Here is a 22,696-nt window from a genome sequence, read left to right as displayed (position 1 = left end):
TGCGCGTTTAAGGGGATTGGTCTTCTATAGGTACGTATACATTATATGTGGGTTGGTCATCTGTGGTTACAGGGGCCAGTTCCACTTTTGGTTTAGCGGGTTTTTGGGGCGCCGGCGCGGCGGTTTGTTTGGATATTCTGGGGTGGTGCGCCTCTCCTATAATTAAACCTTTTTCATTTAATTTTTTTGTCATGGTTATAGGGGTGTCTCGCAGAATAGAACTCTTTGCCAAATCAGGCACCGCCACCATTAATATTCTTTCCACAGCCTGCGCGCCGTTTAGCGATAGTAAACTGTGTCTTGTTTCGGCGTTTCTAAGTTCCCATACGTGTAAAACAACTTTATTAACTTGTTCCTGCGTAAGGTTTAAATCATATTCCCAAATATCCCTGTCTTGCTCAATATTAAACATTTTGGCTATATCGTCAAATGACGTCATGGAAAAACTGCCGCTGTGCCCGCCTGTTACGCTTCTGTAAACGGTAACAGGCGTTGCTTCTGTTTCCATATTTGACACGTAACAGCAAGTGTTATCGCCGGAGGCTCCTTCTGTTCTGTTTATTCTAAGGCCCAAGTGGCCGAACAGGTTTTTAAATGAAAACGATTCCGGGCTTATATAAAAAAGCGAAATTGATTTAGGGTGAGTGTATTTAAGATATTCCTCTAGCTGCCCGCATTTTGGTTCTGGCGCGTCGGTTATCATTAACTGTTCTTTAATCCATTGTGTTCTTAACGGGAACAGGCAGGATGGGTGATTTTCTTTTTTATCTGAATAAATGGCGTCTATGGTAGCGTTAAGTTCGGCCGCGGGGTCAGTCATGCCTTTGGGAGAGATAAAGAAAGATTGTGAAATTACCTCGCTTTTATTGCCGTTATAATGTAAAAGCTTTGCCCAGTAAGGGTTTTTGCTAAGGCGTTTTTGTACGGCTAAGGTTTTTGCCGCCTGCACGTTAGCGTGCGCGGCCGACGCTAAAAATAAAACAGAAAATATAATAAACGCGTATTTTGTGACGTATTTTAGTGATTTCATATTTGCCCCGTGTATGTAATATAGATTATCTCAACACAAGCATAGCATATTAGCTCAAATTTGTTTAGAGGCAAAATAATAAAAAACCCCCGCCGTTTGGCGGGGGTTTTTGTTTAAATAAACTTATTTCTTTTTAGCTTTTTTAGCCGGTTTTGCGGGTTTGTCTTCACAACCGCAACCGCAGCCGCCAAGTTCTTTGGCAACCAGCTTTGCTATTTTAAGGTCTTCATTCTGTAAGAATTTTATGTAGTTAAAACCTTTTCTGGCTTTCCACGCTTTCTTGTGGTAAGCATAGCCCGCTATTAAAGGCAGCGCCATGGTGCATTCCGCGTATACCATCTGCTCAAGAGCGGTGGATACTTTGCCCCATGAAGAAGCTTCTTTAAGGGTGGAGCCTGAAAGGGCGCCGTCTCTTTCATCGGCAACTGTGATTTGCACGGCGTATTTGTGCATGGGTGAGTCCTGGCCCAAAATTTCCGCCGCTACCACTGTGTCCTGTACAAAGTTCTTAGGCACGCCGCCGGCGCACATTAAGAGGCCTGTTTCTTTAGCGTGTATTTTGATTTTTGTAAGTTCTAAAAAGTCTTTAGCGCCGTCAAGCGTTACGTGCCAAACAGGGTTTTCTGTCTGGTGCGCGACAAAGCCGAAGCCGGCTGAGCAGTCAGCAAAAGCGGGCACAAATATCGGCACGCCTTTTTTGTAGGCGGCTAAGGTTATGCTGCCAGCGCCTTTCTTTTTAGCTTCTAACCAGCGGCCCATTTCCCAAACTATTTCTCTGGAAGAGTAGGGGCGGGGCTCTAGCGTGTTAAGAATTTTGTGTATTGTTTCGTCGCACACTTTCAGTTCGTCTTCGTTGATGTATGTGTCGTAAATTCTGTCTATGTGCAGGTCTCTGAGCAGGTTGTCGTCAGCGTTATGCTGGTCGCCTTTGTAATGTTTGTACCCGAGGGCTTCAAAAAAGTCCTGGTCAACAATGTTTGCGCCTGTGGATACAATGGCGTCAACCATGTTGTTTTCAATCATGTCTACGATAATTTTTTTGAGACCGGCTGAGACTAATGAACCGGCTAAACACAAAATAACCGCGCAGTTTTTATCTGTAAGCATCATGTTGTAAATTTTGCTTGCTCTTGCCAGATCTCTTGAAGAGTATGCCATATTACTAAAGTCTTCAACCATGTTAACCACGTTGTACTTTTTAATATCGATGTGTTTAATTAATTCTTTAGGATTTAAAAAGTCCTTTTGTGTCTTTTTTGCCATTTTCTTTATTCTCCTATACGCGGTAATTTGCCGTTATAGACTGCAAATTTTACTGCGTTTTTCACTTTTATTTTGTATTGTATAAATTATACGAAATTAACAATACAAATTGTTGTTTTTTACAATAGGTTGCCAACAGTCTCTGAGCGCAATGTTCACTGAGGTTGTTTTTTTAATATTTTAATTTTATTTGTGACGATAATAGTGTGTGCTATTTGAGGAGCAAAAAAATTAAAATATTAAAAAAACAACCCAGCCCGCAGGGGGAGCCGGTTTTTAGGTGAATGAACATTGTGTTCAGAGACTGTTGGCAACCTACAATTTGGAGGCCCGAAATGTACCCCAACCTTAAGCAAAAAGACCCCGCAGTTTTTGACGCCGTTTCTAAAGAATTAAACCGCCAGCGCACCAAGCTGGAACTTATAGCAAGCGAAAATTTTACATCACTGCCCATAATGGAAGCGCAGGGCGGCGTAATGACAAATAAATACGCGGAGGGGTACCCCGGCAAACGTTACTACGGCGGATGCGAGTTTGTGGATATCGTAGAAAATTTAGCCATAGAACGCGCTAAACAAATTTTTGGTGCGGACCATGCCAACGTGCAGCCGCACTCCGGCGCGCAGGCAAATATGGCCGCGTACCTTGCCCTAATTAAACCCGGCGACACTGTGCTGGGCCTTAACCTTTCGCACGGCGGGCATTTAACGCACGGGCATCCTATGAATTTTTCCGGCAAGTTTTTTAACATCGTGGCCATGAACGTGCGCAAAGATAATGAAGAAATAGATTATGAAGAAGCCGCCAAGCTGGCGCTTGAACACAAGCCTAAAGTTATTATGGCCGGCGCGTCAAACTACTCCAGAATATGGGACTGGCAGAGATTAAGAGATATCGCTAACAGCGTTGGCGCGTACCTTATATGTGACGTGGCGCATTACGCTGGCCTTATAGCGGCGGGCGAATATCCTAACCCGGTGCCGTATGCCGATGTTGTTACAACAACAACTCATAAAACCTTAAGAGGGCCAAGGGGCGGGCTTATACTTTGCAAAGAAGAGCACGCTAAGGCTATTAACTCATCCGTTTTCCCGGGCCAGCAGGGCGGGCCGCTTATGCATGTAATAGCCGCTAAAGCTGTTTGCTTTGGCGAGGCTCTTACCCCTGAATTTAAAGACTATCAAAAGCAGGTTAAAAAGAACGCTAAAGAACTTGTGGCACAACTGCAAAAACGCGGTTACCGTATAGTTTCTGGCGGTACGGACTGTCACCTTTTATGTATAGATTTAACAGATAAAGGCATCACAGGCAAAGCGGCTGAGGAAGCCTTGGATAAAGCGGGCATAACCGTAAATAAAAACACAATACCTTATGACACGCAAAAGCCGTTTATAACAAGCGGCGTGCGCATAGGCACCCCCGCCGTTACAACAAGAGGCATGAAAGAAGTGGATATGGATATTGTGGCTGGGTTTATAGATGAGGTTTTAACCAATCATACAGATGAGGCGCTGCTTGCGGATATTTCTGAAAGAGTAGCTAAAATGCTGGAGTCTTTCCCGCTTTACCCTACGCTTGACTAATGTTTTACGTAAATGGCGCGGATTATTCCGCGCCATTTGTCTAATATCTCCAAAAATGCGACAATATAATTCTGCAAAAGCAATTCACTAAAGGTAAACTAACAATATGGATAAGGTAATAGAAAGAGCAAAAAAAATCAAAATTTTAATAACCGACGTTGACGGTGTGCTTACAAACGGCAAGCTTAACCTGTTTATAAACGCCAAAGGCGAATTGGACGAGTTTAAAAGCTTTTCAGCAGTTGACGGCCTTGGTTTCTTAATTTTAAGCGACGCCGGTATAGGCAGCGCCATTATAACAGGCCGCACGCATAAAACTACAGAGTTAAGGGCGACATTTTTAGGTTTTAAATATATTTACCAAGGCTATTTGGATAAAAAAGACCCTTTTGAAGATATTTTAAAAAGAGAAAATATTACGGCGGAAGAAGTTGCTTATATAGGTGACGATATTATAGATTTGCCGCTGCTTACCAAAGTGGGTTTAGCCATATGCCCCGGCAACGCGCGTGAAGACGTTAAAAAATACTGCCACTATATAACAGACGCAAACGGCGGTGACGAGTGCGCCAGAGAAGTGGTGGAGATGATTTTAAACTCACAGGGTAAATGGCACCCTTTTGTAGAAGATATTAAAGAAGCCCGCTGGCAAAGAAAACCCAAGGCCAAAACACAGGTTTTTACATCAACAGGCTCACACTAAATTTTATATTTGGAGTATTTAGATGTCAGGTAAATTTATAGTTTTTGAAGGGCCCGACCGCGGGGGGAAGAGCACCCAGGCAAACTTGCTTAGAGAGGTTTTAGAGCAAGCGGGTTACAATGTGCTCCTCACGCGCGAACCTGGCGGTACGCCTGTGGCGGAGGGCATTAGAAATATTTTGTTAGACCCCGCCAATATGGTTACGCCGAGAGCGGAACTTTTGCTGTACGGCGCGTCACGCGCGCAACATACGGAAGAGCGTATTATGCCCGCTTTGGCTGAGGGTAAAATAGTAATTTGTGAGCGTTACACCATGTCAACCTGCGCCTACCAGGGTTATGGGCGCGGTATTGATATGAACATTATCAACAACGTCAACTTTATAGCCACACACGGCTTGCAGCCGGACTTAACTTTGGTTTTTTTAATGTCTGACAAATATTTTGCCCAGCGCGGAGAATATTTATTTTCAGACCGTTTGGAGTTAGAGGCCGATGAATTCCGCAGTAAAATGAGAGAGGGGTATAAAGAGCTGGTAAAGCAAACCCCCGGCGCCGTGTTAATAGACGCGGACAATACCGTGGAAGAAATACACGCTAAGGTTTTAGGTTATTTAAGGGAATATAAGGTATTGTAATGCAAGCAGAAAAAGTTTTTATGGGTGTTGTCACAATTTGTGTAGGTTTATTTGGCATTTTTCTTTTTTATAAAAGCGGTTACGTACGCTCAGAAACCTGGCGCAAAACCCCGCCTTTAAGTTTAGTGCGCAGGCTGGCCCCGCAGGAAATTGATTCTTACGTTAAACTTCGCTTTGTTACAAGTATAATTATTGTTATTTTAGGCGTTTTGTTACTGTTTAGAGGTTTAAATGTTTTCTAAGGTTCTTGGACAAACAAAAGCAATCACACAACTTAAAAAGTTTATATTGTCGGGCCGTATACCGCCCGCCATGCTTTTTTATGGCCCGCAGGGCGTGGGTAAAGCTATGTCGGCGCAGTATTTTGCCATGGCGCTTAATTGTGCTGACTCTGCCGCAAAAGAATCCGGCGACGCCTGCGGCGTTTGCCTTAGCTGTAAAAATATTTTAGCCGGCACCCACCCCGATTATATTTTCGCAGGTTTTAACTACCAAGCCCAGCTTACGGGTAAAGAAGTGGAAAAACAACAGCATATTAATGTTGAGACCATCCGTTCCATAACCGCCAAATCACAGCAAAAGGCCGTGCTTGGTGGGTACAAAATAATAGTGGTGGACAGGGCCGAAACCATGCAGAGCGAGGCCGCCAACGCGTTATTAAAATTTATAGAAGAACCGCCGTACAAAACTGTATGGATACTTATAAGTTCTAAACGTGAAAGCATGCTTTCCACCATTAAATCCCGCTCACAGGCCGTGACATTTGCCAGCTTGCCGGAGGACGTGATGGTAAGAATTTTAGAAGGTTTTGGGCATGATGAAAGCGTGATAAAAAAGGCGGCAAAGTACTGCGGCGGCTCCGTCAGCAGGGGGATCGCTGTGATAGATGTACTATCTTCTTTAAACTCTCTTAATCCGGCGGAAGAAACTTTTCCATATGAGGTTGCCGCTACTTTAAACAGAACTTTAGCCGTCGGCAGGATAGAAGCTTCGCTTATACTTGACATACTTTCAACGGGGCTGCATAATATGTGGGCCACTTCAAAAGATGATAAAATAAGAGAAAGTATTAAAACTAAGCTTAACCAAATTTCGCATTATAAAAAAGCTGTTTGGCGCAATGTTTCCCCCTCTATGGTTGTGGAAGCCGCGCTGATGGAAACTGATAAATTTAACGAAGAAGTATTTAAATAACGAGGAAATATGACAAAGAAATTTTTTATAACCACCCCAATCTACTATGTAAACTCTTACGCGCACATAGGCCACGCTTACACAACTGTAGCGTGTGACATAGTGTCCCGTTATAAAAAATCAAAGGGCGAAGCTGTACACTTTTTAACAGGCACCGACGAGCACGGTATTAATATAGAAAAAGCCGCCGCCGCCGCGGGCAAAACACCTAAACAGTGGAGTGACGAAGTTTCCGCCACCTTTAGAGATTTATGGAAAGTTTTAAATATTGAGTATGATGATTTCATCCGCACTACAGACGAACGCCATGAAAGAACAGTACAAACAATTTTTGAAATTTTGCTTAAAAAAGGCGACATTTATTTAGGCCATTACAGCGGTATGTACTGCAACTCCTGCGAAACTTACATGGACGAAACGGAAGCCCCCGGCTGCGTTTGCCCTATACATAAAAAACCGCTTACAGAAGTTAAAGAGGAAACATACTTCTTTAAACTTTCCAAATATCAGGACGCTTTGCTTAAATTTTACGAGGCTAACCCTACATTTTTAAGCCCCAAATCAAGAGCGACTGAAATTATTAATTTTGTTAAAGGCGGCTTAAAAGATTTGTCTGTTACCCGTACAAAAGTTGCTTGGGGTATACCGGTAATCAGCAACCCCGCGCACACAATTTATGTATGGTTTGACGCGCTTATAAACTACGCCAGCGCCGCCGGCCTGGGTACAAAAATAGCCGAAAAACCTGAAGACAAAGAATATTTTCAAAAAGAATTAGAAAAGTCTGGCATTAAAAATTTTGAGGAAGTCTGGCCCGCCGACGTGCATGTTATAGGTAAAGAAATTTTCCGCTTTCACGCCGTTATTTGGCCCGCCATGCTTATGGCGCTGGGCGTGCAAACGCCTAAAAAAGTTTTTGCCCACGGCTGGTGGACTGTAGAGGGCGAAAAAATGTCCAAAACCCTCGGCAATATTATTGACCCTGCCAAAGTAGCGGCCGAGTACGGCCTGGACCCGCTGCGTTTTTTCCTTTTTAGAGAAGTGCCTTTTGGCGCCGACGGCGATTTTAGCATGGACGCCTTTAAAAGGCGTTACAACGCTGACCTGGCAAACGACCTTGGCAATCTGCTTTCCCGCACGCTTAATATGGCGGGTAAATATATGGAATTGCCCGCTTACGGCGAGCACAAGTCTGCCTTAACAGACAAAGCCGCCGCATTAGATATTGAAATAGAAAAGCATATGGGCGACATGGCGCTTGACAGAGCGCTTGAGGCTATATGGTCATTAATCGGCGATATGAACCGCTATATTGACGAAACCAAACCTTGGACAATGGCAAAGACTGATGTTGAGGGCGCTAAAGCTGTGCTGACAGATTTAATATTTGCGCTGCGCAGTGTAGCCGCGTGGGTGGAGCCTTTTATGCCCGCCACAGGCGCTGAGATAAAACGCAGGCTGGCCCCGGGACCCGTGGAAAAATACGCGCCGCTGTTCCCCAGGCTTGAAGATAAAAAAGAAGAAGCCAAATAATGTTTATAATAAAAAACACCCTCCAACCGGAGGGTGTTTTTTATTGCTAAATCTTTGCCGGGCAAGCTATAAATAAGGTTATGTTGAGGAGGCGCGCCAACGCGCCGACGTAGACATCTACCGCTTAAAAACTATAGTTCTTTTTATAAGGTAGATCCTCACATTTTTGCGTTGACGCAAAAATTCAGGATGACTGCTTGCATAAACAAATTTATGTAAAAGGTTTTTACTATTAAAGCTGTTGGTCTTTATTGTTTTCAGCGTCTTTGGCTATTTTGTTTCTTAGTTTATGAATTTGCGCTGTTAGGTGGCCGGTGCCTTCAGATGATAGTATAGCATCCTCGCCCAAATCAAGCTCGCGCTTTAACGCTTTTTCATACCAAAATAACGCGCGTTCGTCGCTTTGTTCTATACCGTCACCGGCGTAGTACATATCGGCAACCTGCAGCATAACGCCGGAGTCATACTCCTGGTGTGCCACACTAAGCGCCCATCTGAAAGCTAAAGGATAAAATGTTTTGTCTTTGTCGTTGTAATAAATCATTAACAAATCATAAAGTGCTTTTTCGTCGCCTTGTTTGGCGCGTTCTTCAAGTTCGGCGTAGTCTTCCGCGCGTTCATCTTTGGTTGGGGTTTTGTGTTTTAATATAAAACCTAACCCCACCACAACCATAGCCACAGAAAGTAAAAATATAGCAAGTAAGTCCATTATCTGGTCAACGCCTCCATAATTTCTTTTGGCATAGGCGTGGGTACGCCCATGCGGTTTACCGCTACCATAGTTGTTTTGCCTTTGGTTGTAAGGCGGCCGTTTTGGTTGGTTATAGTGTTTTCAAAAACCAGTCTTATTGAAGATGTCTCCACAAGTTTTGTTTCTATTGTAAGTTCATCCATATACTGCGCGGGGTATTTGTATTCCACTTCTTGGCGGGCCACTACAAATAAAATATTTTGGTCCATTAATTTTTTAAGGTCAAAGCCTTTGGCGGCTATAAATTCCGTCCTGCCAATCTCAAAATATTTCAAATAATTACCGTAATAAACCACATTGCCGCAATCAGTGTCGGCATAATAAATCTTAACCTTAGTAGTATGCATTCTCTTTTGTCTCCTGCTGTTTTAGTTTGCCTTGGAACTTTGAAATAAACCTTGGGCAGTCGGTTTCTATAATAAAGGCTTTACTCGCCTATTATTTTTATTAAAATTTTTTTGTTACGTTGTCCGTCGAACTCGCCGTAGAAAGTGAGGCAAGCCTGCCGAGCGTATCAATAAGTTTACGCCGAAGGCGCAATTTTTATGTTTGACTGCTTTACTCGCCTATAATTTTAATTAAAATTTTCTTGTTGCGCTGGCCGTCGAACTCGCCATAAAAAATTGTTTCCCACGGGCCAAAATCAAAACGACCGTTGGTTACTGCTATCACAACCTCGCGGCCCATTATGGTGCGTTTTAAATGCGCGTCGCCGTTATCCTCGCCCGTTAAATTATGCTCGTACCCATTAATGTCGTAGGGCGCCAGACGCTCTACCCATTTTATAAAATCTTTGTGCAGGCCGCGTTCATTGTCATTAATAAACACGCTTGAGGTTATGTGCATGGAGTTAATTAAACAAAGACCTTCTTTAATGCCGCTTTTGGCCAACGCTTCCTCGGCTTTGGCGGTAATATTAACTATTTGGTAACGCTCTGTTGTGTTAAGCGTAAGGTATTCTGTATATGATTTCATAAAATTATGATACTAATTTTGTTAGAATATATTCATGAACTCAGATACACAACAAAAAATGATTTACGGTATCGGCATACTTTTGCTTTTTTTACTTATTGCTTTGCCTGTGTCTTACGCCGTCAAAAAAGCAAAAAATATAGACTCCGCCATTGACCCTGTTATTATAGAAGGTTTAAAGGTAAACGTTGATGTTAGAAAGCCAAGCAGCGGCGGCGTGATAACCGGTGACATTATAGGCAGCGGGCTGCGCGGCGTGGAATATGTTGACACAGGTTCCGCAATAGTTATACCCGTGCGCTCCAACATTAATACTTTTGTTGAAAAAGATTTTAAACTTATAGGTACCGCGCCGTGGGCGCTTTTAAACACGGTGCATACAAACCTTGACGACGCCGCGGTAATACGTTTTGTTTTTAACACCGTAGCCGTTAACGATGCATTTATGGCGCGTAAAGACGTAAACGCGCTTTTGCAGGACCCTAAAGCGCTTTACGCCGTTGCATTAGATGAGGCCGCGCTTCAAAAGTTTTTTAATTATACCGCCGTAAAAGCCGCTTTGGCCAACCCCAAAGTGGTTGAAACTATAGCCGCCAGCAGGATAATGGACTCCGTTCTCAGAAGTCCCGCGGTGCAGTATTTTATAAAAAATCCTAAGAGTACAGCCGCTACAATTAATAAGAGCCCCACGCTGTCCGCGCTTAAAAATAACCCCGCGATAGCGAACGCGCTTAAGACGAACAAGCACACAAAAAATGTAGCATCTATAATTTTAAAATAAAATTTGCTATAATATTTTAGTAGTCATTAATCAACAATTTCCGCGGGCGTGGTTCAATGGTAGAACATAACCTTGCCAAGGTTGAGACGAGGGTTCGATTCCCTTCGCCCGCTAAATATAAATAAAAAGGCCTCCAGTAGTACGGAGGTCTTTTTATTTATATTTAGTCGAGCGCAGGCGAGACAAGAAAACCTTGATTCCCCCCGTTGGGGGGCAGGGGGGATAAATGGACGGGCAAAATTTCGCCGTTAGGAGCGCAGCGACTTAAATTTTGCGACCCTTTTGTCTTGATAAAAGGGTCGGGTTCCCTTCGCCCGCTGAGTTAAAAAGGCCTCCCTTAAAGGAAGGCGTTATTGTTATGTTTAATTAAGTAAAAACCCTGCAAATATTCCTATAGTAACTATCGCGTAACTAATAAGCGTTTTTTTGGAATAGAAATTAGGGTAGAATTTATGTGCGATATAAGCAAAAATATTAGCCGCCAGCGCAAAAGGAATATACACAATCTCCTGCACCATACGCGAATTGAAATTAAAGTAAAAAAGAACCAATATGCCTGCAATTACAGATGAAAAAGTGAGTATTGTGAAGAAGGAATTTAGCCAAAGATATTTTGTTTTCATAAAAAATATTAGCATTGTTGTTTTAAATTTTCAAGACTGAGACAAAAGGGTAGGATTCCTTTTACCCGTGAGGTATATGTAAATATGTCTGAGTGTTTTCTAATTGAAAGTGTGGCAGATTTCTGATAGACTATTTTAATATAATAACTCTTAGCGTAATCTAAGAGTTTTTTGCAGGCATTTCATACTTAGCACCGAGGGTTTATATGGGACGTTATTTTTTTAAAACAATACAGGGCAGAATTGTGGGACTTTTTGTTGTTTTTATGACATTAATGTTCGCGGTATCGTTTTATACTATACGTTACGCGTCCCAAAACGCGATGGAAAAAGAAAAAGAAACAAAGCTTTTATCCGTGGCGAAATATCAGGATTACATGCTTGGCGCACAGAACTATGACGCTATTCTTGCAAATGCCGGCGCGTCCAACGCTTCTAGAGAAAACCAAATAGCCGCTTTAAACAGCGCGTTAAAATCTAAAACAGATGAAGTTGCCTCCTTATTCCCCGGCCTTGGTACAGGGTATTACTCTCTTGAGCTTGATTCTATTGTTACCTACGGTCCGTCGGCCGAACATTCTGACGCTGTGGGTGTTTCTATCCCGGTTGACCACCCGGGGCGCACTGTTATGAAAGAGAATAAAGGCATGGTGCAAACAGGTTCTATGGTGCGCGGGCATATTATGAACGCTATGTACCCTATAGAACGTGACGGAAAAGTTATAGGTTACGCGTGGGCAAACGAGTTAACCTCCGGCATTGAACAGGAATATAGAGATTTTTCAAACGGGATAATAATGTTCCTGGCTTTTTTCTATTTTGCTTCACTTTTTATAGCTATAATGCTGTCCCGCCGTATGATGCGTAATATTGACACCATTATTGACGGCGTTAAAAATATGCGTAGAGACATAACTGCGCGTATTGAAAATGTAGAGGGAGAATTAGGCGAAGTAGCGAACAATATTAACAATATGGCGCGCGACATTGAAAAAAACGCGGAAGAACACGAGCTGCTGCTTAGGGCCGAGGCAGCTACCGAGGCACAAAGAGATTTTCTCTCCCACATGAGTCACGAAATGCGCACCCCTATGAACGCGGTTATAGGCATGTCCAACATTGCCAGGCAAACTAATGATATAGAAAAAATGCATCATTGTCTGGTAAAAATAGACACCGCCGCAAACCACCTGTTGGGTGTTATTAACGATGTGTTGGATATGTCCAAAATTGAGGCGGGCAAACTGGAGCTTAGTAAAATAAACTTCTCATTTAAGCAAATGCTGGACCAGGTGGTTACAGTAATAACATTTAAAATGGAAGAGAAGAAGCAGAATTTAAAATTGGAAATATATGATAATGTGCCCGAATATCTGCTGGCAGACCGCCAGAGGCTGGCGCAGGTTATTACCAACTTACTAAGCAACGCTAACAAATTTTCGCCCGTTAACGGCAATATTTATCTGCGCGTAAACCGCCTGGATGATGAGGATGGAATGTGCCGGCTGCGTATTGAAGTGGAGGATGACGGTATAGGTATTTCACCTGAGCAACAGGCCAGGCTGTTTCAATCGTTTAAACAGGCAAATAACAGTATTTCGCGCCAGTATGGCGGCACGGGGCTTGGCCTTGTTATTTCTAAACGTATTGTTGAGATGATGCAGGGCAGAATATGGATTGAATCCGAACTGGGACGCGGCGCTAAATTTATATTTGAAATTAAAGCAGATTTTAGTAATGCCGCTGAAAACGCGGATGACGACGCGCAGGCAGGTAAAGCTGTGCCGGCGCCGGAGGAAGGAATTCTAAAAGGCAAACGTATTCTGCTGGCTGAGGATGTGGAGATAAACCGCGAGATTGTGCTTGCGCTGCTTGAGCCTACGGGCGTGGAAATAGACTCCGCCGAAAACGGCGCGGAAGCTTTGCGTATGTTTAGTGAGTCTCCGGAAAAATATGATTTAATTTTTATGGATATGCAAATGCCCGAAATGGACGGCTTTGAGGCGACGCGCCGCATAAGAGCGCTTGACATGGATAAAGCTAAAAAAATACCGATTATCGCTATGACGGCTAACGTGTTTAAAGAGGATATTGACAAATGTCTTGCCGCCGGCATGAACGGGCATATCGGCAAACCGTTAGATTTTGAAGAAGTTTTGGCGGAGCTGCACAATTGGCTTGCCTAAAAAAGAACATTATTTTGTTGTGCCGCCAATATTAACAAAGCGGAGAATTAAATAAACTTACTTTTATAAAATAATTTATCAGGTTTTTTGATATGCTATAACAATAATATAAAAGGTTAAATTATAAAAAAGAGTTACGGTGCGGGGGAGTAAATGAGGAAAGGTTTTACTTTAATAGAGTTACTGGTTGTAGTTTTAATAATAGGCATATTGGCGGCAATCGCGTTACCGCAATACCAAAAAGCGGTTGAAAAAGCCAGAGTGGCGGAAGCATATACTAACCTTGCGGCAATACACGCTTCTATGCAAAGGTATTACCTTGAGCACGGCGCCTGGCCCGCAAGCATAGGGGATTTGGATATTGATTTGCCGGGTACTGTCGGCGGGGAGTTGCCGGCCACACATATTGGTACTTCTTATGTTATATCCCCGTCGGGGAAAAGACGCTACACCATTACGGGCAACACTACGGCGGTTCCAAGTGAAACTTCCGGAATGGGTTGCGTTTGAGCTAGCTGGAACCATAAGCCCTTTACATATGACTCTTTTATACTTGGGCTTGGCCCCACGGGCCAGGAATTATGCGCGGCTAATGCTGCTAAGCCCGAGCTGGTTAAAAAATGCACAAATTTGGGCTATACCATTCTGGCAAGTGAAAAAATAACCTGGCCCCAATGTCAGTCCTCCACAGTTTTGGCATATACAACGCCGTATATGAAACCATAAATACATTTTCATTTTATTTTTAAAAGTCCGCTTAAAGCGGGCTTTTTATTTTTGAAAGGATGCTAAACAACAGAAATTAAAAAAGATATAATTTACTTATGACTATACATACAATTATGTGGATCGCTTTTTGGGTAATTGTCGCTGTTGCCCTTTTTGTTGACCTTGCTATCATGAATAAACATCATGGTAAAGTTACTATTAAAGAAGCTTTAACTATGGTTTCTTGCTGGGTGGGGCTTGCCCTGCTCTTCGGGCTTGCTATATTTTTAACTTTAGGGCACGGCAAAGGGCTTGAATATTTAACAGGTTACGTTGTTGAGTATTCTCTATCAATAGACAATATGTTTGTGTTTATTATGATATTTACATATTTTGCCATACCTCCGGAAAATCAGCCCACGGTGCTTTTGTGGGGTATTTTGGGTGCGGTGGCGATGCGCTTTTTATTCATATTCTTAGGCGTAAAAATTATAACCGCTTTCTGGCCTACAATGATTTTATTCGGCGGCATACTTATTTTTACGGCTGTTAAAATGGTAGTCAAACAGGACGAAGAATTTGACCCCGGTAAAAATATCGCGTATAGAGCTTTGAAAAAAATTATTCCTTTAAAAGAACATTACAGCGGAAATAACTTTTTTACAAGAGAAAACGGCAAACTTTTTGCCACGCCGCTGTTGGCTGCGGTAGTTGTGGTAGAAATGTCTGATTTAGTTTTTGCCATAGATTCTATCCCGGCGGTGCTGTCTATAACGCAAGATACTTTTATAGTTTATACTTCAAATATTTTTGCTATTATCGGGTTGCGTTCTTTATACTTTTTACTGTCGGGTATGGCGGGGAAATTTCCGTATCTTAAATATGGTATCGCTATCATTTTAGGTTTTGTCGGTATTAAAATGATAATAGCGCATTGGGTTCATGTACCTACGGTACTTTCTCTGGCGGTAATTGTAAGTGTATTGGTTATGTCCATATTAGCCAATAAAATATGGCCGCCTAAAGAAGAAGCAAAATAAAATCTCAGTATTGAAAAATGGGCCTAAAGACCTAGATGTATATAGGCCTTTAGGCTCATGTTTTTTATTGTCTTAATATATACATTATAAGTATGAAAACACTTAAATATATAACACTTCTCACAACCCTTTTAATTTCTGTCCAGTCCTTCGGGCAGAATAATACCGATTGGAAAAACTACAAAATGCCGCTTAAATCCTCGCAGGATTTAATGGAAAATTTTAAAGCGGTTAACGATAGAATTCCGCACCCCAAAGCGCAAATAAAAACAGTGCCCAAGCATGAGTTAGTGCGTGATGTTAACCCCATGCTTAAAAATGTTTTCTCCGTAGTAACCAGGCGTCCTATGTCTGGCGATGAATCCAGCGACGAACAGTTGGTATGCCAAGGTTTAAGAATAAGCAAAAGATGGGTAATGATGCCTGTCGACTGCGTATTTCCGGAAATGAAATCCGCCTGGATAAGCATTTTAAAACCTTCATTGGAAAATAAGAGCGTAAAAGACGCCATTCTCCCAGGCGGCGAGACATTAAATAACTTTGTTATATTTTTAGAATCCGAAAATTACTATCATGAACAAAAATTTATAGACGAAGATAATGAAGTAAAAAGACAAAGAAGACTTAATCCCGGATACGCGCCGGATCACGTTTTTTACACGCCGGAAGACCCCGATTTAGTTAAAGTCAAAATACACGCGCTTAGAGACAATAGCGGCAAAATAAACCAGGGCGGACAAATTGTTCTCATAGAAATTCCTGAATATACAGAAGCAATGTTTCAAAAGAAGCTTGCCGAGAAAAAGCAAAAATATCCTAATTATGACCATGATAGATTTGCCAGAACATTCTTTATGGGCGCGGCCTTTGTCGGCTCTCCAATGAAAGACTTCAAGCTCTTCTGGGACAATGGCAATAACACCGCCAATTTTAAAGGGCATGTGCTGGAAGCGCTTTTTGTACAAAATGCCGACGTGCTCGGGTTTAAAGACTCTTCCTATAATGAATGGTTTGAAGTTGTGGGCACACAGGCCAGATATTTAGTGGTTAACGGCAAGCTGCACGACGGTTATTGGAGCGCGCCTTTATTTTACAAAGACACCTTCGGCGGTTTCCTTATAAAACCGCAAAAGCCCGCCAGAGTTTCCCATATGGAAGGCGGCTCGCCCCAGGCGTGGCTTGAAGAGAAATATTTCCAGGCTAAACAAGGCGCCAAGGATATATTAAATATCGGTGAAAATGTTTTAGCGGAACCTTTAGATAATAATACCGCGTCTTTTATGAAAAGAGCTATGGGTGCGGAGTATAATAAACTGAAATGGAATAACACAATCCCGCAGCCATCCATAAGATAATACTTAAATAACACTTTTAAGCCGGGCTATTTAGCCCGGCTTTTTTATACCTATATATAATGTGTGTGCATGTAAAGTTATAATATGTCAAGTATTTTGCAGCATATTTCTCAGACGGTAAAAATAAATAGTATTGACAAATATATAAATATTGTGATAAACTTTATACATACTAAAAAGCTTAACGCGAAAAATAGTATCAATACAAAATGCCTTTTCTATCTGCCTCTGTTTTAGGACATGCAGCTGAAAGTAAAGAAAAAGGTTGACATTTTTTTCTGTTCTTTGTTATAATATATAGGTACCAAGCAAATACCTGATCTTTTTAAACACAAACTAAGTTAAACCTTATATATAAGTATATGACCGGCCAATATAATAGAGCTTAAGGCATTACTAAAAAATAAGAGTTGACAAAATAAATTTTAATTTGCTACAATATATAGGTACTTGAAAATAGATTTTTAAATTTTACAAAAAGAAGTTGACACACTTTAAATTTTTTATTAGAATATTTAAAAGCAATAAAAAAGAAGTTGACAAACTTAAAAATTTTTGTTACAATATTTAAAAGCAATAAATAAAGAAGTTAAATTTTGACAAGCGTTGTTAAAGCAAACCCTTTTTGAATATTATCAAAAAGTTATAAAAATAATGCTTGACAAGTTTTAAAAACTTTGTTAGAATATTCTTACGGTTCAATAGCAACTGTAAGAAACTTAGTAAAATTTCCTTGGCTTCCTCTCAAGAGGAGGAAAGCGGAGAGGAAATTTCGCTCTCTGAAAATTTGATGCAATGTGCGAATGGGCAACTTGAAACAAACTAATACATCAGTATTAAACAGTATCAGGTTTCTCAAACGAAGTAATAACGAAAAAAACAATAAATGTTATATATACACCTTATATATAACACCAAGTTAATTCAAAAAGTATAGAGTCAAAAGTCAACATGCTCGCTGTAACGATTGGTAGTCTTTAAGCAGTTCGCTGTTTAAAGGTTATTAATTTTATGGAGAGTTTGATCCTGGCTCAGAGTTAACGCTGGCATCGTGCATAACACATGCAAGTCGAACGAGAAGTTCTTGTGTAGCAATACATGAGAAATTCTAGTGGCAGACGGGTGAGTAATACATAAGGAATCTACCTTGAAGCGGGGAATAACTTATCGAAAGATATGCTAATACCCCATAGTATCAACTAGTGGCATCATTAGTTGATTAAAGATTTATCACTTCAAGACGATCTTATGGTCTATCAGCTAGTTGGTGGGGTAATGGCCTACCAAGGCGACGACGGATATCCGGCCTGAAAGGGCGACCGGACACAGGGGCACTGAGACACGGGCCCCACTCCTACGGGAGGCAGCAGTGGGGAATTTTGGACAATGGGCGCAAGCCTGATCCAGCAACGATGCGTGGAGGATGAAGGTTTTCGGATTGTAAACTCCTTTTGCAGGGGAAGAAAAAAATGACGGTACTCTGCGAATAAGCCACGGCTAACTACGTGCCAGCAGCCGCGGTAAGACGTAGGTGGCAAGCGTTACTCGGAATTACTAGGCGTAAAGCGCGCGTAGGCGGATTGTTAAGTCTGTTGTGTAATCTCTGGGCCCAACCCAGAAACTGCAATTGAAACTGGCGATCTTGAGTGAGGCAGAGGAAATCGGAATTCCAAGTGTAGCAGTGAAATGCGTAGATATTTGGAGGAACACCGGTGGCGAAGGCGGATTTCTGGGCCTTTACTGACGCTGAAGTGCGAAAGCTAGGGGAGCAAACGGGATTAGATACCCCGGTAGTCCTAGCCGTAAACGATGATAACTAGGTGTGGGAGGTATCGACCCCTTCCGTGCCGACGCTAACGCATTAAGTTATCCGCCTGGGGAGTACGGCCGCAAGGTTAAAACTCAAAGGAATTGACGGGGACCCGCACAAGAGGTGGAGTATGTGGTTTAATTCGACGCTACGCGAAAAACCTTACCTGGGCTCGAACGACTTATGGTAATCCTTATGAAAGTTTGGATGACCCGCAAGGGAGTAAGCCGAGGTGCTGCATGGTTGTCGTCAGCTCGTGTCGTGAGATGTTGGGTTAAGTCCCGCAACGAGCGCAACCCCTATCCTGTGTTGCCTAGCAATAGGATCTCTCAGGAGACTGCCGCGGATAACGTGGAGGAAGGTGGGGATGACGTCAAATCATCATGGCCTTTATGTCCAGGGCTACACACGTACTACAATGGCATAGACAGAGGGCAGCAATACCGTAAGGTGGAGCCAATCCCTAAACTATGCCCCAGTTCAGATTGTGGGCTGCAATTCGCCCACATGAAGTTGGAATCTCTAGTAATCGCAGATCAGCACGCTGCGGTGAATACGTTCCCGGGTCTTGTACACACCGCCCGTCACACCACGAAAGTTGATTGCAACAGAAGTGCTCAGGTCGTCTGGGCCCTAAGTTGTGATCAGTAATTGGGGTGAAGTCGTAACAAGGTAGCCGTACCGGAAGGTGCGGCTGGATCACCTCCTTTATTCTTTTTTTATAGCAATATAAAATTAAGAATAGGTCGGTAATCTGGTAATGGAGCGCTTAGAGCGCTATTTGTTTCAGGTTGGCCACTCGCACATTTATGACAATCGATTATATAGAGTATTTAATATTCTATGCAATCTAACCACCTAAATTTAAAGCATGGGCTCATAGCTCAGCTGGTTAGAGCGCACGCTTGATAAGCGTGAGGTCGGTGGTTCGATCCCACCTGGGCCCACTTAATTCTTTACATGTTTAAAATGATTTAGGGGCTGTAGCTCAGCTGGGAGAGCGCCTGCTTTGCAAGCAGGAGGCCGTCGGTTCGATCCCGATCAGCTCCACTTTTATGAGTGAAACTGTCATATGAAATGTGAAATCGCGTCGTAGCTTTTAGCGAAGACGGATTGCGTCAAATTTGTTGTTCTTTGAAAATTAGATATAACTTTACAATTTTATTTTTTCGGTAAATCTCCATAAAAAGGGTTGACACTTCTTAATATAAGAAGCGAGATTCTTGGCAGTGCGAAAAGAATAAATGTATTTTTAGAAAACCAAGCGTCTGTTATTTCCCGCGCAGGGAAATACACAGCACTTACACAATTGAATAGTTAAACAATATTGAAGTACAAGTAGTAAATTAGTAAATAATTACAATAATCATAGATAAATGTTATCTAGCAAAAACTCAAAGACCAAAATTTTGTTTTGATCGGTTTTCCGGTCAGATTAAAGAATATGGTCAAGCTACAAAGGTGTATGGTGAATGCCTTGGTGCCAGAAGTCGATGAAAGACGTGATAAGCTGCGATAAGCCTCGGGTAGAAGCAAATATTCTGTAATCCGGGGATTTCTGAATCGGGAAACCGTTATGGGTGTGAGCCCATAAACCATAACTTGAAGGTATTGTCTTCGGACAGTAAGATAGGGTTATAGGAGACAACCCAGGGAAGTGAAACATCTCAGTACCTGGTGGAAAAGAAATCAAAGAGATTCCGTAAGTAGTGGCGAGCGAAAGCGGAACAGCCTAAACCATCTCCCGCACTGTATATATTAAGGTGTATACGGTGCGTGGGATGGGGTTGCAGGGCTTGTTCGTGTTAGACACAAAGAGTTACCAATCTGGAAGTTAGCTGAACGGTCTGGAAAGTCCGACCATAGAAGGTGATAGTCCTTTAAGCGAAAACTTATCAGACTCTTAACAAGTTCCTAAGTACTGCCGGGCACGTGCAATCCGGTAGGAATCAGGGGAGACCACTCTCCAAGGCTAAATACTCTCTGGCAACCGATAGTGAACCAGTACCGCGAGGGAAAGGCGAAAAGAACCCCGAGAGGGGAGTGAAATAGAACCTGAAACCGTACATCTACAAGCTGTCGTAGCACTATGATACACTTCGGTGTATAATGTGCGACGGCGTGCCTGTTGAAGAATGATCCAGCGAGTTAATGTGTCTAGCAAGGTTAAGGGCAGTGATGTCTGAAGCCGTAGTGAAAGCGAGCCCGAATAGGGCGATTAGTTAGCCATATTAGACCCGAAGCCAAGTGATCTAACCCTGTCCAGGATGAAGTTCTCGTAACAGAGAATGAAGGTCCGGAGTGTTGAACGTTGAAAAGTTCCTACATGAGGTGGGGTTAGGGGTGAAAGGCCAATCGAACTTGGTGATAGCTGGTTCTCCTCGAAATAGCTTTAGGGCTAGCGTTGTAATTTAACCCGCAGGGGTAGAGCACTGGTTGATCTAGGGGGAGCGACCCTCTTTCCGACGTCAGTCAAACTCCGAATACTGCGGCGAATATTACAGCAGTCAGTTCGTGAGGGATAAGCTTCACGAGCAAAAGGGAAACAACCCAGACCGTCAATTTAGGTCCCAAAATATATACTAAGTGGTAAAGGATGTGGATTTACTTAAACAGCTAGGAGGTTGGCTTAGAAGCAGCCATCCTTTGAAGAGTGCGTAATAGCTCACTAGTCGAGTGAATCTGCGCCGAAGATGACTCGGGGCTAAGTATATTACCGAAATTACGGGTTGCGATTTTCTTCGGAAAGTCGTAGCGGTAGAGGAGCGTTATTAGCAGCAGTGAAGGTATACCGTAAGGAGTACTGGAGCGCTAATAAGTGAGAATGCTGGAATGAGTAGCGATAAGGAAGGTGAGAATCCTTCCCGCCGAAAATCTAAGGTTTCCTTGAGCAACGTTCGTCGGCTCAGGGTCAGTCGGGCCTAAGCTCAGGCCGAAAGGCGTAGGCGAAGGACATCAGGTTAATATTCCTGAACTATAATGTGCGCGTCATAACTCAGGGAGGGACGCAGAAAGGTAAACCATCGTGCTATATGCACGTCTAAAGTCGTAGGCATTGTCTGATAGGCAAATCCGTCAGGCTGCTAAGCCGAACACTGAATGCGAGGTGTAGTAATACACTGAAGTGGTCCAACTACGCTGCCAAGAAAAACTTCGTGGGGAGTTCACATTATAACCGTACCGTAAACCGACACAGGTGGATGGGGTGAGAATCCTAAGGCGCGCGAGATAACCATCGTTAAGGAACTAGGCAAACTAGCTCCGTAACTTCGGAAGAAGGAGTACCATAGTATGGCTGTAGCAATACAGTTTGAATTGGTCGCAGTGAAATGGGCTTCGTGACTGTTTAACAAAAACTTAGGGCTCTGCTGAAATCACAAGATGATGTATAGGGCCTGATGCCTGCCCGGTGCCGGAAGGTCAAGGGGATCCGTCAAACGCAAGTTGAAGCGGTGAACTTAAGCCCCGGTAAACGGCGGCGGTAACTATAACCGTCCTAAGGTAGCGAAATTCCTTGTCGGGTAAGTTCCGACCTGCACGAATGGCATAACAAAGAAGCCGCTGTCTCAACGATGGGCTCGGCGAAATTGTGGTGCAAGTGAAGACGCTTGCTGCGCGCAACAAGACGAAAAGACCCTATGGAGCTTTACTGTAGCTTGATATTGGATTATGATTTATAATACGTAGGATAGCTGGGAGACTTTGAAGTAGCCTTTGAGGAGGCTATGGAGTCAACCGTGAAATACCAGCTTTTGTGAATTGTGATTCTAACCTATACCCGTGAATCCGGGTTGGGGACAGTTTCAGGTGGGCAGTTTGACTGGGGCGGTCGCCTCCTAAAGAGTAACGGAGGCGTTCCAAGGTTCCCTCAGGCTGAATAGAAATCAGCCACTGAGCGCAATGGTAGAAGGGAGCTTGACTGTGAGGATGACAATCCGAACAGGTGCGAAAGCAGGACATAGTGATCCGGTGGTACCTCGTGGGAGGGCCATCGCTCAACGGATAAAAGCTACCCTGGGGATAACAGGCTGATCGGGCCCAAGAGTTCACATCGACGGCTCGGTTTGGCACCTCGATGTCGGCTCATCACATCCTCCCGCTGAAGCAGGTGGGAAGGGTTGGACTGTTCGTCCATTAAAGTGGTACGTGAGCTGGGTTCAGTACGTCGTGAGACAGTACGGTCTCTATCTGTTGTGCGCGCAGGAAACTTGAGAGGAGTTGTCCATAGTACGAGAGGGCCTGGATGAACGAACCTCCTGTATATCAGTTGTCTGTAAACAGGCATAGCTGATTAGCGGTGTTCGGTAGGGATAAACGCTGAAAGCATATAAGCGTGAAACCCGCCTCAAGATAAGGTTTCCCTGGAGAATTAATCTCCCATAAGACCCCCGGAAGACTACCGGGTTGATAGGCTGGGTGTGTAAGCACAGTAATGTGTTCAGCTAACCAGTACTAATAGGTCGTGAGGCTTGGCCGTATTCTTTAATCTACACTAACACAATTTTGGCTTTGAGAACAAAATCT

16 protein-coding genes, 3 tRNA genes and 2 rRNA genes are annotated in these 22,696 nt (G+C 43.0%); 16 read left to right on the top strand and 5 right to left on the bottom strand.

The features are described from left to right. Positions 1-7 precede the first annotated feature (7 nt). The gene (locus AAIR98_RS00935) at positions 8-1,030 is read right to left on the bottom strand and encodes a lipoprotein N-acyltransferase Lnb domain-containing protein (protein WP_423970398.1); all 1,023 of its coding nucleotides are present in this window, start codon (positions 1,028-1,030) and stop codon (positions 8-10) included. Positions 1,031-1,153: 123 nt separating this feature from the next. Next, positions 1,154-2,293 carry a 1,9-bis(guanidino)-5-aza-nonane synthase gene (locus AAIR98_RS00930; protein WP_423970397.1) on the bottom strand — a complete coding sequence of 380 codons (1,140 nt, stop codon included), beginning with the start codon at positions 2,291-2,293 and terminating at the stop codon, positions 1,154-1,156. A gap of 335 nt (positions 2,294-2,628) precedes the next feature. On the opposite strand from AAIR98_RS00930, the gene AAIR98_RS00925 reads away from it, so the two are divergent. The 6 genes from AAIR98_RS00925 to metG all read left to right on the top strand — a co-directional run bounded on the left by AAIR98_RS00925 (position 2,629) and on the right by metG (position 7,943). Continuing rightward, positions 2,629-3,876 (top strand): serine hydroxymethyltransferase, encoded by a 1,248-nt coding sequence (locus AAIR98_RS00925; RefSeq protein ID WP_423972028.1) that lies wholly within the window; start codon positions 2,629-2,631, stop codon positions 3,874-3,876. A gap of 106 nt (positions 3,877-3,982) precedes the next feature. Beyond that, positions 3,983-4,579 carry a KdsC family phosphatase gene (locus tag AAIR98_RS00920; RefSeq protein WP_423970396.1) on the top strand — a complete coding sequence of 199 codons (597 nt, stop codon included), beginning with the start codon at positions 3,983-3,985 and terminating at the stop codon, positions 4,577-4,579. A 22-nt stretch (positions 4,580-4,601) separates the two neighbouring features. After that, a complete protein-coding gene (gene tmk / locus AAIR98_RS00915; protein WP_423970395.1) occupies positions 4,602-5,216 on the top strand; it encodes a dTMP kinase in 615 nt (204 codons plus the stop codon). After that, complete coding sequence (locus AAIR98_RS00910; RefSeq protein WP_423970394.1) at positions 5,216-5,458, top strand: hypothetical protein; 243 nt, start codon at positions 5,216-5,218, stop codon at positions 5,456-5,458. The genes tmk and AAIR98_RS00910 overlap by 1 nt, the downstream gene beginning before the upstream one ends. Further along, positions 5,448-6,410, top strand: coding sequence for a DNA polymerase III subunit delta' (holB, locus tag AAIR98_RS00905; protein WP_423970393.1), 963 nt, complete (start codon positions 5,448-5,450; stop codon positions 6,408-6,410). Before AAIR98_RS00910 ends, holB begins: the two co-directional genes overlap by 11 nt. A 9-nt stretch (positions 6,411-6,419) precedes the next feature. After that, positions 6,420-7,943, top strand: a complete 1,524-nt coding sequence (metG, locus tag AAIR98_RS00900; RefSeq protein ID WP_423970392.1) for a methionine--tRNA ligase — start codon at positions 6,420-6,422, stop codon at positions 7,941-7,943. A 232-nt stretch (positions 7,944-8,175) separates the two neighbouring features. Here metG and AAIR98_RS00895 read toward each other — a convergent pair whose 3' ends face one another. The 3 genes from AAIR98_RS00895 to AAIR98_RS00885 form a co-directional block, all read right to left on the bottom strand. Further along, entirely contained in the window at positions 8,176-8,652 is a 477-nt protein-coding gene (locus tag AAIR98_RS00895) for an SEL1-like repeat protein (RefSeq protein ID WP_423970391.1), read from the bottom strand. Continuing rightward, positions 8,652-9,041, bottom strand: a complete 390-nt coding sequence (locus AAIR98_RS00890; protein ID WP_423970390.1) for an acyl-CoA thioesterase — start codon at positions 9,039-9,041, stop codon at positions 8,652-8,654. The genes AAIR98_RS00895 and AAIR98_RS00890 overlap by 1 nt, the downstream gene beginning before the upstream one ends. Before the next feature lie 211 nt (positions 9,042-9,252). Continuing rightward, complete coding sequence (locus AAIR98_RS00885) at positions 9,253-9,669, bottom strand: secondary thiamine-phosphate synthase enzyme YjbQ (protein ID WP_423970389.1); 417 nt, start codon at positions 9,667-9,669, stop codon at positions 9,253-9,255. 34 nt (positions 9,670-9,703) lie between these two features. On the opposite strand from AAIR98_RS00885, the gene AAIR98_RS00880 reads away from it, so the two are divergent. The 10 genes from AAIR98_RS00880 (at position 9,704) to AAIR98_RS00835 (ending at position 22,649) form a co-directional block, all read left to right on the top strand. Next, entirely contained in the window at positions 9,704-10,450 is a 747-nt protein-coding gene (locus tag AAIR98_RS00880; RefSeq protein WP_423970388.1) for a hypothetical protein, read from the top strand. Between the two features lie 42 nt (positions 10,451-10,492). Further along, positions 10,493-10,563, top strand: a tRNA-Gly gene (locus tag AAIR98_RS00875). Between the two features lie 716 nt (positions 10,564-11,279). Further along, positions 11,280-13,259 (top strand): ATP-binding protein, encoded by a 1,980-nt coding sequence (locus tag AAIR98_RS00870; RefSeq protein ID WP_423970387.1) that lies wholly within the window; start codon positions 11,280-11,282, stop codon positions 13,257-13,259. A gap of 153 nt (positions 13,260-13,412) precedes the next feature. Then, positions 13,413-13,769 carry a type IV pilin protein gene (locus AAIR98_RS00865; protein WP_423970386.1) on the top strand — a complete coding sequence of 119 codons (357 nt, stop codon included), beginning with the start codon at positions 13,413-13,415 and terminating at the stop codon, positions 13,767-13,769. 314 nt (positions 13,770-14,083) lie between these two features. Continuing rightward, complete coding sequence (locus AAIR98_RS00860) at positions 14,084-15,007, top strand: TerC family protein (protein WP_423970385.1); 924 nt, start codon at positions 14,084-14,086, stop codon at positions 15,005-15,007. Positions 15,008-15,099: 92 nt separating this feature from the next. Further along, positions 15,100-16,362, top strand: coding sequence for a hypothetical protein (locus AAIR98_RS00855; protein ID WP_423970384.1), 1,263 nt, complete (start codon positions 15,100-15,102; stop codon positions 16,360-16,362). A gap of 1,008 nt (positions 16,363-17,370) precedes the next feature. Further along, positions 17,371-18,882 (top strand): 16S ribosomal RNA (locus AAIR98_RS00850). Between the two features lie 163 nt (positions 18,883-19,045). Beyond that, positions 19,046-19,119: transfer RNA gene (locus AAIR98_RS00845), tRNA-Ile, on the top strand. 30 nt (positions 19,120-19,149) lie between these two features. Beyond that, positions 19,150-19,222, top strand: a tRNA-Ala gene (locus AAIR98_RS00840). 396 nt (positions 19,223-19,618) lie between these two features. Then, a 23S ribosomal RNA gene (locus AAIR98_RS00835) occupies positions 19,619-22,649 on the top strand. The 16S and 23S rRNA genes sit together here with 2 tRNA genes alongside, the layout of an rRNA operon. The last annotated feature ends 47 nt before the right edge of the window (positions 22,650-22,696 follow it).

The sequence above is a fragment of the Elusimicrobium simillimum genome, assembly GCF_049639735.1.
Taxonomy (GTDB): Bacteria; Elusimicrobiota; Elusimicrobia; order Elusimicrobiales; family Elusimicrobiaceae; genus Elusimicrobium; species Elusimicrobium simillimum.
The sequence above is the reverse complement of the archived record's forward strand: the minus strand, read 5'-3'. Positions and strand labels throughout refer to the sequence as shown.